Source organism: Corallibacter vietnamensis, assembly GCF_039537875.1.
Lineage (GTDB): Bacteria > Bacteroidota > Bacteroidia > Flavobacteriales > Flavobacteriaceae > Corallibacter > Corallibacter vietnamensis.
In genome coordinates this window covers 729,473-745,897 of record NZ_BAABBI010000001.1, presented here as the reverse complement: position 1 = coordinate 745,897, position 16,425 = coordinate 729,473, and the positions used below count along the sequence as shown (strand labels likewise).

General features: G+C 31.8%; 18 protein-coding genes. All 18 read right to left on the bottom strand.

The features are described from left to right. Position 1 precedes the first annotated feature (1 nt). Positions 2-862, bottom strand: coding sequence for a glycosyltransferase family 2 protein (locus tag ABD690_RS03380; protein ID WP_344727046.1), 861 nt, complete (start codon positions 860-862; stop codon positions 2-4). Beyond that, positions 855-1,337, bottom strand: coding sequence for a hypothetical protein (locus ABD690_RS03375; protein ID WP_344727044.1), 483 nt, complete (start codon positions 1,335-1,337; stop codon positions 855-857). Before ABD690_RS03375 ends, ABD690_RS03380 begins: the two co-directional genes overlap by 8 nt. A 7-nt stretch (positions 1,338-1,344) precedes the next feature. Then, a complete protein-coding gene (locus tag ABD690_RS03370) occupies positions 1,345-2,811 on the bottom strand; it encodes a lipopolysaccharide biosynthesis protein (RefSeq protein ID WP_344727042.1) in 1,467 nt (488 codons plus the stop codon). A gap of 12 nt (positions 2,812-2,823) precedes the next feature. Then, positions 2,824-3,666, bottom strand: coding sequence for a sulfotransferase domain-containing protein (locus ABD690_RS03365; RefSeq protein ID WP_344727040.1), 843 nt, complete (start codon positions 3,664-3,666; stop codon positions 2,824-2,826). Between the two features lie 27 nt (positions 3,667-3,693). Next, complete coding sequence (locus ABD690_RS03360; RefSeq protein ID WP_344727038.1) at positions 3,694-4,719, bottom strand: NAD-dependent epimerase; 1,026 nt, start codon at positions 4,717-4,719, stop codon at positions 3,694-3,696. Positions 4,720-4,768: 49 nt separating this feature from the next. Further along, on the bottom strand, positions 4,769-6,022 hold the full coding sequence (gene cysN / locus ABD690_RS03355) for a sulfate adenylyltransferase subunit CysN (RefSeq protein ID WP_344729283.1): 1,254 nt from the start codon (positions 6,020-6,022) through the stop codon (positions 4,769-4,771). Positions 6,023-6,087: 65 nt separating this feature from the next. Beyond that, positions 6,088-6,993: a sulfate adenylyltransferase subunit CysD gene (gene cysD / locus ABD690_RS03350; RefSeq protein ID WP_131506372.1), complete on the bottom strand. Its 906-nt coding sequence runs from the start codon at positions 6,991-6,993 to the stop codon at positions 6,088-6,090. Beyond that, complete coding sequence (locus ABD690_RS03345) at positions 6,993-7,517, bottom strand: hypothetical protein (protein ID WP_344727035.1); 525 nt, start codon at positions 7,515-7,517, stop codon at positions 6,993-6,995. The genes cysD and ABD690_RS03345 overlap by 1 nt, the downstream gene beginning before the upstream one ends. Further along, positions 7,507-8,112 carry an adenylyl-sulfate kinase gene (cysC, locus tag ABD690_RS03340; protein ID WP_344727033.1) on the bottom strand — a complete coding sequence of 202 codons (606 nt, stop codon included), beginning with the start codon at positions 8,110-8,112 and terminating at the stop codon, positions 7,507-7,509. The genes ABD690_RS03345 and cysC overlap by 11 nt, the downstream gene beginning before the upstream one ends. A 1-nt stretch (position 8,113) precedes the next feature. Next, the gene (locus tag ABD690_RS03335; RefSeq protein ID WP_262732445.1) at positions 8,114-8,542 is read right to left on the bottom strand and encodes a DUF2061 domain-containing protein; all 429 of its coding nucleotides are present in this window, start codon (positions 8,540-8,542) and stop codon (positions 8,114-8,116) included. Continuing rightward, a complete protein-coding gene (gene cysQ / locus ABD690_RS03330) occupies positions 8,543-9,343 on the bottom strand; it encodes a 3'(2'),5'-bisphosphate nucleotidase CysQ (protein ID WP_344727031.1) in 801 nt (266 codons plus the stop codon). It abuts the gene before it with no gap. A gap of 3 nt (positions 9,344-9,346) precedes the next feature. Further along, positions 9,347-10,564 carry a UDP-N-acetyl-D-mannosamine dehydrogenase gene (gene wecC / locus ABD690_RS03325; RefSeq protein ID WP_344727029.1) on the bottom strand — a complete coding sequence of 406 codons (1,218 nt, stop codon included), beginning with the start codon at positions 10,562-10,564 and terminating at the stop codon, positions 9,347-9,349. A gap of 2 nt (positions 10,565-10,566) precedes the next feature. Then, positions 10,567-11,691, bottom strand: a complete 1,125-nt coding sequence (gene wecB / locus ABD690_RS03320) for a non-hydrolyzing UDP-N-acetylglucosamine 2-epimerase (protein ID WP_344727027.1) — start codon at positions 11,689-11,691, stop codon at positions 10,567-10,569. A 188-nt stretch (positions 11,692-11,879) separates the two neighbouring features. Next, complete coding sequence (locus ABD690_RS03315; protein ID WP_344727025.1) at positions 11,880-12,935, bottom strand: GDP-L-fucose synthase family protein; 1,056 nt, start codon at positions 12,933-12,935, stop codon at positions 11,880-11,882. Positions 12,936-12,944: 9 nt separating this feature from the next. Beyond that, a complete protein-coding gene (gene gmd, locus ABD690_RS03310) occupies positions 12,945-14,063 on the bottom strand; it encodes a GDP-mannose 4,6-dehydratase (RefSeq protein ID WP_344727023.1) in 1,119 nt (372 codons plus the stop codon). A 94-nt stretch (positions 14,064-14,157) separates the two neighbouring features. Continuing rightward, positions 14,158-15,015 (bottom strand): dTDP-4-dehydrorhamnose reductase, encoded by an 858-nt coding sequence (gene rfbD / locus ABD690_RS03305; RefSeq protein WP_344727021.1) that lies wholly within the window; start codon positions 15,013-15,015, stop codon positions 14,158-14,160. Further along, a complete protein-coding gene (gene rfbC, locus ABD690_RS03300; RefSeq protein ID WP_344727019.1) occupies positions 15,016-15,558 on the bottom strand; it encodes a dTDP-4-dehydrorhamnose 3,5-epimerase in 543 nt (180 codons plus the stop codon). Then, positions 15,559-16,425, bottom strand: a complete 867-nt coding sequence (gene rfbA / locus ABD690_RS03295; RefSeq protein ID WP_344727017.1) for a glucose-1-phosphate thymidylyltransferase RfbA — start codon at positions 16,423-16,425, stop codon at positions 15,559-15,561.

Here is a 16,425-nt window from a genome sequence, read left to right as displayed (position 1 = left end):
TTTAATATTTATTTATTAACTTATTGTAGATATAAAATTTAAAATAGCGTCTTATCTGCTTGTTTTCTATTCTTTGTTTTTTATGTAGCATAGATGTTACATAACCCATAAAAAACTCACAAGCCATTTTAGGTTTGTTTTTTTTAACTGCCCAAAACAAAGCTTTTAATAATACATAAAACAAAGTATGTCCTCTATAATAAGCATGATAGCCTTTGTTACGAGAGTTTGAAATTCTTACATTTACCTCTCTAGAGATAACTTTGGCTGTTTTAAGTGTTTTGGTTTTCCAACCTTTTAAATGAGCTAAAGCTAATGATACCGTATCTGCTGTGTATGCTATAAGATAACCTGCATCTTCAAAACAGGCTTTTTTCCATATACGGCTATTCCCTCTTACAAAATTAGGATCGGCAATATGAAGTTTTCCTTCTTGAGTATATGTTAGTCCGCTAGAAATTCCTATTTCTGAATGTGTACTTAAAAATTTTGTCAACTTATCATAATAATCTATTTCAGGAAATACGTCACAATCTAAAATACCTATGTAGTCTATTGTAGTATATAAGTTTAAGTTTTTTATGTATTGAAACCCTGTGTTAATAATTGTGGCATATTTCTTTCCAACGCGATAGGAGGTATCTTCAAAGTTAATATTTATTACTTTAAAGTGTTTTACATTTTTAAGGCTAGAAACCTTACTTAAGTATTCTTTACTCCCATCAGTACTGTCGTTTTCAACAATAACTAAACAACTTATCGGAATAGACAATGATTCAATGGTTTTAAAAAACTTATCAATATTATCTATTTCATCTTTCAGCGGTGTTACTAACGCTATTTGTGGCTGTATATTAGTCATTATATGTGTTTATTTTGTGTAATAGGGTGTCTTTGCCAACTTTATGTTTTTTGTTATCTCTATTTTGATATATATAGAGTTTCATTTTTTTTATTTGGTGTTCCTTTACAAAAATTTCTTTAATTATATATTTATAGTCATTAACTTGTGTCAGCTTCGGTTTAAAGTCCCAATTTTCAATTCTTTTGTTTTTGTTTTTATCTTCTATCCAAACTCGGACACCTAATAGGTTTTCTGTTTTAAAAAAAGTATCGGTTACACTTTTGTTTAGTTTGAATACTAATGTTTTTTTGTTTTCTTTTTGATCTCTTATCACGCCTAATTCATCTATGATAAGATCTTGATATATTTTAAATTTTAATTCTTTTTTGTTGCTTAAAATGTCTAATCCACGTTCTAAATATAGTTCTACTTTTGGCTTGCAGGCCATACATGCTATAATGAAAATTAAAAATATTAGCTTCTTTTGGTTCATTTCTCTTTTATCGTTTACTTTTTATCTTTTTTAGAACAAGATTTACTTCGTTAGAGATACCCAGCGTATTTTTAAACCATAAAATTACAATTATTAAAAACCCAAAAACAATAAACAAATATAAAATTTCAGTTATTATAATATTTAAGGCAAGCAATCTTAATGAAGATAGTGTAAAATAAGCAAAAGCAAAAACAACAAGAGATAGTATTAATGGTTTAATATATAACAGGATAAATTTAATCCAATAATCTTTAAATTGTAAAAGGCTCAAATGAGTCATAAAAACAAAATTCAAAAAAATGGCTGCAAAAATTCCTAAAGCTACTCCTTTAATACCCCAAAAATGCCCAATATATGAAAAAGAGAAAACACATATAGCATATACAATTTGAACTATTGCTCTTCTATGCACATCTCCGAGAGCTTTTATTAAAGAATCGCTTATTTTATAACTCATTCTAAATATTGTCCCGACAGCTAAAATTTGGAAAGGGACAACTACCTGTAACCAATTCTCCCCTAACAAAATTAAAACAACCTCTCTTGCATTAACAATTAATATCCCTGAAATAATCAATGAAGCATATGCTACAAGTTGAGTAGATTTATAAAAAGCATTTTTCACCTTTTTCATATCGGTTTGTACGGACGCCAACGCAGGAAACAATACTATGTTTAACGATTGTCCAATTAAATTAACAGGAGCCACCATTAATTGAAACGCACGGCTATAAAAACCTAAATCGCTAGCTGTTAACATCTTACCCACAATTAAATTATCACCCTGACCAGCAACATAGTTTGCTATTTTAGCAATCGTTTGACCACTTCCATAAAAAAACAAGTCTTTAAAACTTTTTTTATTAAAATACGGAATTATTGAATGGGGTTCAAAAAAAGACAAAATAATAGCCCTTATAATAGCTTGTAATATATAAGCAAAAACTAACGCATACACTCCATACCCATAAAACGCAAGTACAATGCCCAAAGCACCAAAACCAATAGCATAAGATATTAACTCAGTTAATGCAAAATATTTCATTCTCATTTTTCTTTGAAGCAAGGCTTGTGAGATAGTAATAAAGCTATCAATTATGAAAATACTTGAAATTAATTTTAGAACCAATGCTAGTTCTTGTATTTCAAAGTAAACTGCTATTTGGTTTGCAAAAACTTGTATTAAAACACAAAAAAAAGTTCCAATTACTAGTGAGGTTGTAAAGGCAGTTCTTATATGACAAGTAGTTACTACTTTTTTTTGGACAATAGCAGCACCCATGCCTAATTGAGAAAATATTCTAGAAAAACCAATGAATACAGTCGCAATACTAATAACACCAAACTCAGCAGGCACTACTAATCTAGCTAATATTGATAAAACAATAACTTGTAAAATTGTTTGTGTGCTACTACCAGCAAACAACCAGAGAAACCCTATAAATGTTTTCTGCTTTAAACCTTTAGACATTATAGATAATTCTTATTCGTTCCAATCAAATCGTCTGCCTAAAACCTTAAACAGTTCTTCATTTGACTCCTTATAATCTGTTTTTAATTCATTAAGAATTTTCTTCTCGTCAGGGTCTTTTGTATAAGTGCCAATATTAAATTTCTTTTTTGTTTTAATCTTTAAATCAGAATCAACCTTTAAGAATTCTAAAACTTCTTTTACCATTTCTTGAGTGTTTTTAAAAAATTCTTTGCTATCAATTATCATGATATTTTCCTCTTTAAAATGAGTTTTTATTTCTTTTATTTGGCCCACATAATATCCTCTATCTTTATATGAAAATCTTTGCAGGTTGTAGCAATCGTGTTTGGGGTTGTTTTGAATATTGTCGAATTCTTTTTCAAGTCTTGTGTCTTCCATTTTAAAGGCTTCTCGCATACCTAAATCTTCCCTTTTATTTCTTACTTCGTGATAATAATGCGAAATAGCTCTGCTTGCTGGTTCTCTAAGTAAAACTATTATTTTGAAATTGGGGTTATATTCAGCTAATCGTTTCATTGACAATGGGTGAAACATATAGAACGGAGTGGCTTCTCCAGTAATGCTATTGTCATTTTTTTCTATTGGAAAAAATGCCTTATACCAAGAATCTCCTTTATAGTAATTTTTATCAAAATAATTTACTTCTTTTTTTAACGCTGATTTAATTGAAGGGTGTTGAATTAAATAATGGTATAGTGATGTCGTTCCTGCCTTTTGTGCACCAACTATCATAAAACTAGGTTGCATTCTATCGCCTCCTCTTAATTTTCTAAACTTAAATCTTAAAATAAAAATTATTTTTTTTATTAAAAACTTTACTCTTTTTTTCATTTCGCTATTTTTTAATTGTTTCTGCTATTATTTTTTATAATAAGCTTTATACCAATTGACAAACTCCAGAACACCATCTTCTATATTTACAGAGCTTTTATAACCAATTTTCTCAAGTTCAGATACATCAGCCCAGGTTCGAGGTACATCGCCAGGTTGCATAGGTAATAAATCTTTTTCAGCTTTTTTGCCTAAACTGTTTTCAATGGCATTAATAAAATCCATTAAAGATTCTGGACTTCCATTTCCAATGTTAGACAACCTGTAAGGTACCTGCTTTTTATCAACTTCCAACTTTGGTGGATTATTTAGTACAATTTGTATCCCATTAATAATATCATCAATATACGTAAAATCGCGACTCATTTTCCCATGATTAAAAACTTTTATAGGCTCTCCTTTATCTATGGCTTTGGTAAATAAAAACAAAGCCATATCTGGTCTTCCCCAAGGTCCATAAACTGTAAAGAATCGTAATCCAGTTGTTGGAATATTATAAAGATGACTATACGTATACGCCATAAGTTCATTGCTCTTTTTTGTAGCAGCATATAAACTTATAGGATGATCAACATTATCGGTTACAGAAAATGGTATTTTATCGTTTTCACCATAGACACTAGAACTACTAGCATATAGCAAGTGTTTTATATTGTTGTGTCTGCAACACTCAAGAATATTTAAAAACCCAACAACGTTACTGTCTATATAAGCTTCTGGGTTTTCTAAACTATACCTAACGCCTGCTTGTGCTGCTAAATTACAAACCACATCAAATCCTTGAGATTCAAAAAGTTTAGATACGTTTTCACGATCTTCAAGATGCATTCTAATAAATGAAAAGTTCTTGTAAGATGATGACGTTGTGAGCTTAATAAATTCTTGAGCTTCTGTTTGTAAAACACCCAACTCCTTAAGGCGGTTATATTTTAATGATACCTCGTAATAATCGTTGATGTTATCTAAACCTACTACTTCGTGGTTTTTTTCTAATAGTACTTTACACAAATGAAAGCCTATAAATCCTGCTGCTCCTGTAACGAGTATTTTCATTTTTTTAAATTAAAAAATTTTAAGCTATAAAAATTTTAAATCAGCACTTCTAAACAATCATTCCTGCTGCAACGGTTTCATTCGTTGCATCGTCAACAAGAATAATACTCCCTGTTGTACGGTTTTCTCTGTAAGCGTCAATCATTAACGGCTTTGTGGTACGTATTTTAACTTTAGCAATATCATTCATTGCTAAATCAGTATCTTCACTATTACGTTCTAAAGTATTGATATCGTATTTGTAAACCACTTCTTTAATCATTGCTTTTTGATCGTTAGAAGTGTGTTTAATTGTATATTTTGCTCTAGGTTTAGCCGCACTATTATTTAACCAGCATAACATCACCTCAATGTCTTGAGAAGGCTCTGGTTTATTGTTAGAACGCACAATCATATCACCACGACTAATGTCTATATCATCTTCTAAAGTTATAGAAACTGACATTGGTGCATAAGCTTCTTCTAATTCTTTATCATGAAGATTGATACTTTTTACTTTTGAAGTAAAGCCTGAAGGCATTACAGTAACCTCATCACCTTTTCTTAAAATGCCACTTGCAACACGACCTGCATAACCTCTATAATCTATAAAACCTTCACGTTGTGGTCTTATTACAGTTTGTACAGGAAAACGCGCATCTACTTTATTAATATCACTACTAATATGCATAGTTTCTAAAGTATGTAGCATTGGTGCTCCTTGATACCAAGGCATATTTTCTGATTTGTTTACCACATTATCACCTAAAAGCGCTGACATTGGTATAAAACGAACATCTTTTACTAACATTTTTGAAGATACTTCTTCAAACTCAGAAACAATTTTATTGAATACGTCTTCAGAAAAATCAACCAAATCCATTTTGTTTACACAAACAATAATGTGTGGTATTTGCAATAACGACGCTATAAATGCATGACGTTTAGTTTGCTCGATTACACCATGTCTTGCATCAATTAGAATAGTCGCTACGTTAGCTGTTGATGCTCCAGTAACCATATTACGTGTGTATTGAATATGTCCTGGTGTATCAGCAATAATAAATTTACGCTTTGGTGTTGTAAAATATCTGTAAGCAACATCAATGGTAATACCTTGCTCCCTTTCGTCTCTTAAACCGTCTGTAAATAGTGCTAAATCTACACCTTCATGACCTTTTTTCTTACTTGTGTTTTCAATAGCTTCTAGTTGGTCTTCAAAAATAGATTTAGAATCGTATAGCAAACGCCCTATTAATGTACTTTTTCCATCATCTACACTTCCTGCAGTTGTAAAACGTAATAATTGATTGTTGTCTAACATGTTATTCTTTATATGAGATGCCAAATTGTATTTGGCATGACAGTTAATTTTTTATTTAATTTTGATTAAAAGTATCCTTGACGCTTACGGTCTTCCATAGCAGATTCTGATCGCTTATCGTCACTTCTGTTTCCACGCTCGGTATTTCTCATACCAGCAACTTCAGCAGCAATTTTCTCTAATGTATCAGCATCAGATTCTACACCACCAGTAATTGTAATATCACCTAACGTTCTAAAACGTATCTTTTTAGTCACCACTTCTTCATGGTCTTCTAGCACTAAAAATTCAGAATTTGGAATCCAAGAGTCTTGTCTCCAAACGACTTCACGTTCATGAGCAAAGTATAATGATGGAATAGCAATATTCTCACGCTTTATGTAATTCCAAACATCCATTTCTGTCCAATTACTTATTGGGAATGCTCTAAAGTGCTCTCCTTCAAAATGCTTTCCGTTGAAGATATTCCACAGCTCTGGTCGTTGGTTTTTAGGATCCCATTGCCCAAAATCATCTCTATGAGAGAAGAAACGCTCTTTGGCTCTTGCTTTTTCTTCGTCACGACGTCCACCACCAATAGCACAATCAATCTTATTTGCCTCAATAGCATCAAGAAGTGTTGTAATTTGAAGTGCATTACGCGTAGCATTTTTCCCTTTTTCTTCAGCAACACGACCTTCGTCTATAGATTCTTGTACAGAACCAACAATAAGCTGCGCGCCTAATTCTTTAATAATATCATCTCTAAACTGAATGGTTTCTGGGAAATTGTGACCCGTGTCAACATGCATTAATGGAAATGGTATTTTAGCAGGATAGAATGCTTTTTTTGCTAAATGCGTTACCAAGATAGAATCTTTTCCTCCTGAAAATAAAATTACTGGGTTTTCAAATTGTGCCCATACTTCGCGTAAAACAAAAATTGCTTCACTCTCTAATTCATCTAAATAATTTAAATAGTACTTGCTCATTATTTGTTTTTTTCTTCTAATAAAATATCTTTTATAATTATAGTACTGATTCTTCCTGAAGCATTCCAATCTCTTCGAGTATAAGTATAGGCTTCTATGCTATCAAAATATCTAATATGATTAATTTTTTGATTTAAAATTATATAATTTGCCCCTTTCTTTTTTACTAAATTAGGTGTGAAATCTTTTTTAAGGTTATTCGTTTTATTATCACCTAACTCATAACTATATGATCTTAAACCAATACTGTATTTTTTAACCTCTTCTTTTGTAACATCATCTCCTAGTCGTAATACAAAAGAGAAAACACTATCGTTTTTTTTAATTGCCCCAAACCTTTTGATAGTATATGATTCATTAAAGGCCAAGTCAACATCTTTTAAATCTAATAAGTTTTTTTCAAAACTATTTATCTCTAACTTTGGTTCTGATTGTTTTTTAACTTGTTCTTCTTTTGGTTTTGTCTCGTCTTTACATGAAAACAATATCATTAAAACTATAAGAGAAAAGTGTTTAAATTGCATCACTGAATTTTAATTTTGGGGTTATGTAATCTACGATTCGTTGCGCAGCTGCTTCAACTGATTCGTTTTCTGTTTTTATTTCAATATCAGGGTTTTCTGGCGCTTCATAAGGTGCTGAAATTCCTGTCATATTTTTTATTTCTCCAGCTCGAGCTTTTTTATAAAGCCCTTTTACATCACGTCTTTCACATTCTTCAACGCTGGTGTTAACAAATATTTCGACAAAGTTAACATCTTTAACGATACTTCTAATGTTCTCTCTATCTTTTTTGTATGGTGATACAAAAGCTGCAAGTGTCACTAAACCAGCATTAACCATTAAATTGGCCACTTCTGCAATTCTACGGATATTTTCAGTTCTATCTTCTGGAGCAAAGGTTAAGTCTTTATTAATTCCTTTTCTAATATTGTCACCATCTAGCGTAAAGGTTTTAATACCATTCTGATGCAATTTTTGTTCAACCACATTAGCGATGGTAGACTTACCTGATCCTGATAATCCTGTAAACCATAATAAAAAAGAATTATGTCCATTCTGCTTTCGTCTATCTTCAATAGATATTTGATAATCGTGCGGAATAATGTTCTCTTTCATCTTATTCTTTTTTTCTTTTACTTAAACCAAAGTTTATTTTATACCAAACACGCTCATGTAAATAATACAATATCATTTTAGTAATCACTTCAGCGAAACCTATTTGTAAAGCAGCAAGAGGATTACCCGAAATAATCCAAGCCAACGTCATGGTATCTATTGTACCTATAAACCTCCACGTAATGGTTTTGGCAATATGTCGTTTTCTACTTTCAAGAAGAACACCATCTTTAGATAAGTTAATTTTATACCAAACACGCTCGTGTAAGTAGTATAATACTGATTTTGTTGTGACTTCTGCGAATCCTATTTTAAGACCTGCCAAAGGGTCTCCAGTAACTATCCATGAGAGAATTATTGTGTCTATTGTTCCAACAACTCTCCATGTAATGGTTTTGGCAATATGTCTTTTGTAAGAAACGTCTGCCATTTACTTACTGACTAAAAAGTAGCTGTTTAATAGGTTCTCTTTATTGTATGCTAATGGTTTATTTGTCTCTTTTGAAATAACTTGCAAACCAACAGCGTTACAAATGGCTTGACCTGCAGCAGTGTCCCACTCCATTGTTGGTGCATAACGCGGATATACATCAGCATTTCCTTCGGCTACCAAACAAAATTTTAACGAGCTTCCTTTTGAAACAATCTCAACCTCTTTACCATCTGCTTTCAAGCTTTCAACAAAATCCAACGTGTCTTGGTTCATGTGCGAACGACTACCAACCACCTCAACTTTATTTGAATTATTATTCTTTGGTTGTAATGGTTGGGCTAATTCTAATATCGTTTCAACAGCAACATCATGAGACTCTAAACCTGCCTTAAAGGCTTCGTTGTTTTCTACATTAGCAAAATAGATGGTTTTTACTGCAGGTACGTAAATAACTCCTAAAACAGGTTTTCCGTTGGTTACTAATGCGATGTTAACAGTAAATTCCCCGTTACGTTTTATAAACTCTTTGGTGCCATCTACTGGATCTACAACCCAGCACGTTTCCCAAGTTTTTCTAACAGCGTAATCCGTTTGTTTGTTCTCTTCTGAAATTATTGGAATTTCCGTAGGAATCAGGTACGAATTAATGACATCATTAGCTTTTTTGTCTGCCTCTGTTAAAGGTGATTTGTCGTCTTTTATTTCTACATCAAAAGCTGTATCATAGACTTGCATGATTACTTTTCCTGCTTCTAATGATGCTTTTATTGCTGTTTGTAGGTTGGCACTTAAAGTCATTTTTTATTTTTTAAAGACACCACAAAAATCTAATACTTTCTTGTTTTTTGGAATATCTAGTTGCCTAAACTCTTTATGAGCAACTAAAAAAGCAATTATATCGGCTTTTTCAACAGCTTTTTTATAATTTGTAATTTTAAAAACATTATGATCTGTAATATTAGGTTCAACAATATAGTAGTCTTCATTGTTAGAATTCTGAAGCACTTTTTGTGCAATGTATTTTGCAGGTGATTCTCTTAAATCATCTATATCTGGTTTAAATGAAAGTCCCATTAGTGCTATACTTGGTTTGCGTCCATGTTTTAACTCAAACTTTAATTTAGCTGATTGTATTTTCTCTGCACACCAAAAAGATTTGTAGTTATTTATTTCTCTAGCTTTCCCTATTATTTGAGACTCCATTGGGTATTCTGCTACAATAAAATAAGGATCTACTGCAATACAATGACCACCAACCCCACAACCTGGCTGTAAAATATTTACCCTTGGATGTTTGTTTGCCAAATTAATAAGTTCCCAAACGTTAATATCAGCCTTGTCACAAATAAGTGACAACTCGTTTGCAAAGGCAATTTGAACATCTCGAGATGAGTTTTCAACTAACTTACACATTTCTGCAGTTCTTGCATTGGTTTTATGTAAATCTCCTTTAACAAACTGTTGATAGAAAGCAACAGCTTTTTCTGTTGATTTTTCATCTAAACCACCAATAACCCGGTCATTATGGACCAACTCATACATAACATTACCTGGTAAGACACGCTCTGGACAATATGCAATATTTAATTTATCTTTTAACTCTGGTCTTTGTGTATAGATTAAATCCACCATCTTTTCTGTTGTTCCAACTGGAGATGTGGATTCAATGATATATAAATCGTCTTCCTTCAATAAAGGGATAACTGCTTTAGTAGCTGATTCCACAAAAGATATATCTGGTTCATTTTTACCTTTAAAAGGGGTTGGAACAACAATCAAGTACACATTAGCTTCTATTGGTGTTGTTGATGCTTTTAAATAACCTTCAGACACAGCTTTAGAAACAGCAATATCAAGTTCTGGTTCAATAATATGTATTTTTCCTTGATTAATTGTTTCAACAACCTTAGGGTTAATATCTACTCCATGTACACGTATTTTGTTTTGAGCTATTAATGCGGCTGTAGGCAATCCTATATAACCCAACCCTATCATTACTACACTTGAGTTTTTACTCATAATTATAATTTTGAAATAAAATCAACAATTCTTTGACAAGATAATCCGTCTCCATAAGGGTTATGTAACTTACTCATCTTAACATAAGCTTCATTGTCTTTTAATAGTTTATTCGTTTCTTTTATTATTTTTTGGCTATCTGTTCCTACTAAAAGAACTGTTCCGGCCTCTACAGCCTCTGGCCTTTCTGTTGTATCTCTCATTACCAATACAGGTTTCCCAAGACTTGGTGCTTCTTCTTGAACACCTCCGCTATCTGTTATAATTAAATATGACCTGCTCATAAGCCACACAAAAGAAGGATACGATAATGGTGATATTAGTTTGATATTTCCTACATTGGATAAAAGTTCAAAAACAGGCTTTTGAACTTTAGGGTTAAGGTGAACAGGATAAACAATCTCTACATCAGGGTTCTCAATAGCTATTTGTTTTAAAGCATTACAAATATTTATAAAACCTTGGCCATGATTTTCTCTTCGATGCCCTGTTACAAGAATTGTTTTTTTTGAATCACTAATGATGGTTTTTAGTTTATTTATTTCATCATCTGTATATGTCGCAGATGTTACTTTATTTGAACTGTATTTTAAAGCATCTATTACTGTGTTACCCGTTACTAAAATAGAAGAATCTTTTATGTTTTCATTAATAAGGTTTTGCTGAGATGTTGAAGTAGGAGCAAAATGATAATCAGAGATTGAACTTGCAATGTTCCTATTTACTTCTTCAGGAAAAGGTGATCGTTTATTAAACGTTCTTAATCCTGCTTCTACATGACAAACTTTAGCTCCAGAATAAAAAGCGGCAATACTAGCTGCCATTGTTGTTGTTGTATCACCATGTATATATACATAGTCTGGCATAAAACTTTCAAGTACTGGCTTTAAACTTGTAATTATATCAGCTGTTAGAGTGTATAAATTTTGATTGGGTTTCATAAGATTTAAATCAAAATCTGGAGTGATTTCAAAAAAATCTAACACTTGATCTAGCATTTCTCTATGCTGTGCTGTTATACATACTTTGGTTTCAAAATTTTCAGTATGTCTTTGAAACTCTTTTACTAATGGCGCCATTTTTATAGCTTCGGGGCGAGTGCCAAAAATAATAAGGTTTTTTTTCATTAGACTTTTATTTGTTGATTGATGTTCTTATTTAGCAAAAATACCATAATAATTTGTTTATCCTACTTTATAGTAAGGAGATTACTAGGCTAAACATTTTATATACAGTTTTTTAAACTTTTAGTACATTTTTCTATAATATTCAAGATTATCAAAAACAATAAATAGTTAAATACACATTTTATTAACTAATAAGTTGTGTTATTTATATACCAGTCATAAATTTTTTTAATTCCGTCTTCTAATTCAACCGAATGTTTCCAACCTAAACTATTCAGTTTAGAAACATCTGTTAATTTTCTCATGGTTCCGTCAGGCTTATCAGTATTAAATACCAAGTCTCCTTTAAATCCTATAATGTTTTTTATGGTTTCGGCTAGCTCTTTAATTGAAACTTCTTTTCCTGTACCTATATTAATATGGGTGTTTCTAATTTCGCTATCATTTTCGGAATATGTATCAGAAAACTCTCTGTTTTCCATAATAAATACACAAGCATCTGCCATATCTTTAGACCATAAAAACTCACGCTTTGGAGCTCCTGTTCCCCAAATTTCTACGCTATTTTCTGATACTCCAAATTTAGAAAGATACGCTTTTGCCTCTTCAATCGTTTCAAAACCAGTGTCACTAATAACAGTGTCAAAATTGTTTTCATTCAGCATTTTTGCTAAATATATTTTTCTAATTAATGCTGGTAAAACATGTGATTTTTCTAAATCGAAATTATCGTTAGGTCCATAAAGATTGGTTGGCATAACCGAAATAAAATTTGTACCATATTGAAGGTTATAACTTTCACAGGTTTTTATTCCAGCTATTTTTGCAATGGCATAAGGCTCATTAGTATATTCTAAAGTGTCTGTCAATAAATACTCCTCTTTCATTGGTTGAGGAGCATTTTTAGGATATATACATGTACTTCCTAAAAACAACAATTTTGATACGCCATTAAGGTAACTTTGATGAATTACATTGTTTTGAATCATCATGTTTGCGTAAATAAAATCGGCTCTGTATACATTATTGGCAACAATACCTCCTACTTTGGCTGCTGCTAAAAAAACATATTCTGGTTTTTCACTTTTAAAGAAGTCTTCAACAGCAACTTGATTGGTTAAATCTAATTCAGAATGTGTTCTGGTAATTAGGTTGGTATAGCCTTTGCTTTTGAGGTTTTCAACAATAGCACTACCTACCAAACCACGATGTCCAGCTACATATATTTTAGAATCTTTTTTCATAACTGCTTTTTATTCAAAGTAGTTATTAATTCTGTAACCACCATCTTGCAAAAATTGTTGTTTTTGCATTAGTTTTAAATCGCTAGACATCATATCATCAACTAAATTTTGAAGATCATATTTAGGAACCCATCCTAATTTTTCTTTAGCTTTTGTCGCATCTCCTATCAATAAATCAACTTCTGTTGGTCTGTAATATTTTTCGTCTACTGAAACTATTTCTTTGCCAATTTCAAGGTTGAAATCAGGGTTACTACAAGATTTAATATAGCCTTTTTCACCAGAACCTTTTCCTTTAAACTCTAGCTCAATGCCTACATGAGCAAAACACATTCTAACAAAATCTCTTACAGATGTCGTCTTACCTGTAGCAATTACCCAGTCTTCTGCTTGATCAGCCTGAAGAATCATCCACATCATTCTAACATAATCTTTGGCATGTCCCCAATCTCTCTTTGCATCTAGGTTTCCTAAATACATTTTATCTTGTAAACCTAATGCTATTCTTGATGTTGCTCTTGTGATTTTTCTGGTAACAAACGTTTCTCCTCGAATAGGAGATTCGTGATTAAATAAAATACCATTACATGCATACATACCATAAGCTTCACGATAGTTTACCGTAATCCAATAGGCATACATTTTTGCTACTGCATATGGACTTCTTGGGTAGAAAGGTGTGGTTTCTGTTTGAGGAACTTCTTGTACTTTTCCGTATAATTCAGATGTTGATGCTTGATAGATTCTTGTCTTTTTTTCAAGCCCTAGCATTCTAACAGCTTCTAGGATTCTTAATGTTCCTATTCCGTCTGCATTGGCTGTATATTCTGGAGTTTCAAAAGATACATGCACATGGCTCATAGCCGCAAGGTTATATATCTCATCTGGTTGTACTTCCTGAATAATTCTGATAAGGTTTGTGCTATCAGTTAAATCACCATAATGAAGAAAAAAGTTTTGGTTTTCAACATGAGGATCTTGGTATAAATGATCAATTCTATCTGTATTAAACAAAGAAGACCTTCTTTTTATACCGTGTACTATGTAATCTTTTTTTAATAAAAATTCACTTAAATAGGCTCCGTCTTGTCCTGTTACTCCAGTTATTAAAGCTACTTTTTTTTGCATTATATTATAAGCTCTGGTATTTTCTTTTTGAAATTTAAGTTACAAAAGTATGTTTTTTGCGCCTTACTTTCAAAGTATCAATAAGATATAGTTTTTAGTATAGATTTTTTATCGCGGTTTTTAAACGCTCTCTCCAGTATAAAGTTTCTATATTTAAATTTTCTTTTATTTTCTGTTTATCTAACACGCTATAACTTGGTCTTTTAGCAGGTGTTGGAAATTCTTTTGAAGGAATTGGGTTGACTTTTATTTCTATTTCAGAAATATCAAAAATAGCTTTAGCAAAATCGTACCAGCTAGTTACGCCTTCATTACTATAGTGATAAACACCATACTTATTACTATTTGAGGTAATTATACGAAGTAAAGCTCCAGCCAAATCTTTAGCATAAGTTGGTGTTCCTACTTGGTCTGCAACAATATTTAATTCTTTATTGGTTTGTGCTAAACGTAACATCGTTTTCATAAAATTGTTGCCGTGTTCAGAATATAACCAAGAGGTTCTAACTATAAAAAAGGCATTCATTACGTCTTTTATTGCTAATTCTCCTTGTAATTTTGATGTACCATAAACACCAAGTGGCTTGGTTTGATCTTCTTCATTATAAGGTGAAGATTTTGATCCGTCAAACACAAAATCTGTTGAAACATGTATTAGTTTAACATTGTGATTATTACAGGCTAAAGCTAGATGTTTTGGCCCTTGTTCATTAACCTTAAAAGCCTTTTCAGTGTCTGTTTCTGCTTTATCTACAGCTGTATATGCAGCACAATTAATACACCAATCAATTTTATTGGTTTCAAAAAACAAATTTATAGCTTCTTGATTTGTGAGATCTAGTTGTGATGAATTTGTATAAATAAATGAAAGATTTGGGTGTTGCCTTTCCAAATCTTTTATGCATGTAGCTAATTGGCCATTTGAACCTGTAATAAGGACATTTAAAGTCATTTAAAAAAGGGTTTCAAAGGTTGGTAATATTTTGTCTTTTTCAGAAAGTAAACATTCGCTTTCTGGTAATTTCCAATCTATATTTAGCGTTTTATCATTAAAGATAAGCCCGCCTTCTGATTCTTTGTTGTAAAAGTTATCACATTTGTAAGAAAAAATAGCGGTATCACTTAAAACAACAAAACCATGAGCAAAGCCTCTTGGCACAAAAAATTGTTTTTTATTTTCTCCTGTTAAAACCACCGATTCATACTTTCCAAAAGATGGTGAATCAGGGCGTAAATCAACTGCAACATCTAGTACTTCTCCTTTAATCACTCTTACCAACTTGGCTTGTGCAAATTCTCCTTTTTGAAAATGTAGACCTCGCAACACTCCTTTTGATGAAAATGACTCATTATCTTGGACAAAATTTATATTTTGACCTAAAGCTTTATTGAATTTCTCTTCATTATAGCTCTCAAAAAAATAGCCTCTATCATCAGCAAACACATTAGGTTCTACAACAAAACAGTCTTTAAGCTTTGTTTCTATTAATCTCATTTATTCTTTATTAAGTATTCCTAACAGGTTTTTACCATAACCACTTTTTAATAGTGATGTTGCAAGAGATTTAAAATCTTCTTTGGAGATATAACCCATCTCATAAGCAGCAGCTTCTATTGAACCTATTTTTAAACCTTGTCTTTCTTCTATAACCTCAACAAATTGAGATGCTTGCATAAGCGATTGAAATGTACCTGTGTCTAACCACGCTGTACCTCTATCTAATATACTTACGTTTAATTTTCCTTGCTGTAAATAAGCTTTGTTTATGTCTGTTATTTCTAATTCTCCTCTATGACTTGGTTTAATGTTTTTTGCTACGTCAACAACAGAATTATCGTAAAAATATATTCCAGGAACAGCATAATTTGATTTAGGCTTTTCTGGTTTTTCTTCTATTGATATTGCTTGACCTTCATTATTAAACTCTACAACTCCATAACGTTCAGGGTCATGAACTCTATAAGCATATATGATACCACCATCTGGATCATTGTTGCTTTGTAAAAGTGTTGATAAACCTGAACCATAAAAAATGTTATCACCTAAAATAAGCGCTACTTTATCATCACCTATAAAATCTTCTCCAATTATAAATGCTTCAGCTAATCCGTTAGGTGCTTCTTGAACGGCATATTGAAAGTTACAGCCGTATTTTTTTCCATCACCTAGTAAGTCTTTGAAAAGAGGTAAATCTTTAGGTGTAGAAATGATAAGTATATCCTTAATACCTGAATACATTAATGTAGAAAGGGGATAATATATCATAGGCTTATCATAAACAGGCATTAACTGCTTGCTTATTGATAATGTTAAAGGGTGTAGTCGTGTTCCAGATCCTCCTGCTAGAATTATTCCTTTCAT

Bases quoted from the DNA above. Each gene is read 5' to 3' on its own strand.
- ABD690_RS03380 (WP_344727046.1), bottom strand. From the start codon at position 862: ATGACTAATATACAGCCACAAATAGCGTTAGTAACACCGCTGAAAGAT.
- ABD690_RS03375 (WP_344727044.1), bottom strand. From the start codon at position 1,337: ATGAACCAAAAGAAGCTAATATTTTTAATTTTCATTATAGCATGTATG.
- ABD690_RS03370 (WP_344727042.1), bottom strand. From the start codon at position 2,811: ATGTCTAAAGGTTTAAAGCAGAAAACATTTATAGGGTTTCTCTGGTTG.
- ABD690_RS03365 (WP_344727040.1), bottom strand. From the start codon at position 3,666: ATGAAAAAAAGAGTAAAGTTTTTAATAAAAAAAATAATTTTTATTTTA.
- ABD690_RS03360 (WP_344727038.1), bottom strand. From the start codon at position 4,719: ATGAAAATACTCGTTACAGGAGCAGCAGGATTTATAGGCTTTCATTTG.
- cysN (WP_344729283.1), bottom strand. From the start codon at position 6,022: ATGTTAGACAACAATCAATTATTACGTTTTACAACTGCAGGAAGTGTA.
- cysD (WP_131506372.1), bottom strand. From the start codon at position 6,993: ATGAGCAAGTACTATTTAAATTATTTAGATGAATTAGAGAGTGAAGCA.
- ABD690_RS03345 (WP_344727035.1), bottom strand. From the start codon at position 7,517: ATGCAATTTAAACACTTTTCTCTTATAGTTTTAATGATATTGTTTTCA.
- cysC (WP_344727033.1), bottom strand. From the start codon at position 8,112: ATGAAAGAGAACATTATTCCGCACGATTATCAAATATCTATTGAAGAT.
- ABD690_RS03335 (WP_262732445.1), bottom strand. From the start codon at position 8,542: ATGGCAGACGTTTCTTACAAAAGACATATTGCCAAAACCATTACATGG.
- cysQ (WP_344727031.1), bottom strand. From the start codon at position 9,343: ATGACTTTAAGTGCCAACCTACAAACAGCAATAAAAGCATCATTAGAA.
- wecC (WP_344727029.1), bottom strand. From the start codon at position 10,564: ATGAGTAAAAACTCAAGTGTAGTAATGATAGGGTTGGGTTATATAGGA.
- wecB (WP_344727027.1), bottom strand. From the start codon at position 11,691: ATGAAAAAAAACCTTATTATTTTTGGCACTCGCCCCGAAGCTATAAAA.
- ABD690_RS03315 (WP_344727025.1), bottom strand. From the start codon at position 12,935: ATGAAAAAAGATTCTAAAATATATGTAGCTGGACATCGTGGTTTGGTA.
- gmd (WP_344727023.1), bottom strand. From the start codon at position 14,063: ATGCAAAAAAAAGTAGCTTTAATAACTGGAGTAACAGGACAAGACGGA.
- rfbD (WP_344727021.1), bottom strand. From the start codon at position 15,015: ATGACTTTAAATGTCCTTATTACAGGTTCAAATGGCCAATTAGCTACA.
- rfbC (WP_344727019.1), bottom strand. From the start codon at position 15,558: ATGAGATTAATAGAAACAAAGCTTAAAGACTGTTTTGTTGTAGAACCT.
- rfbA (WP_344727017.1), bottom strand. From the start codon at position 16,425: ATGAAAGGAATAATTCTAGCAGGAGGATCTGGAACACGACTACACCCT.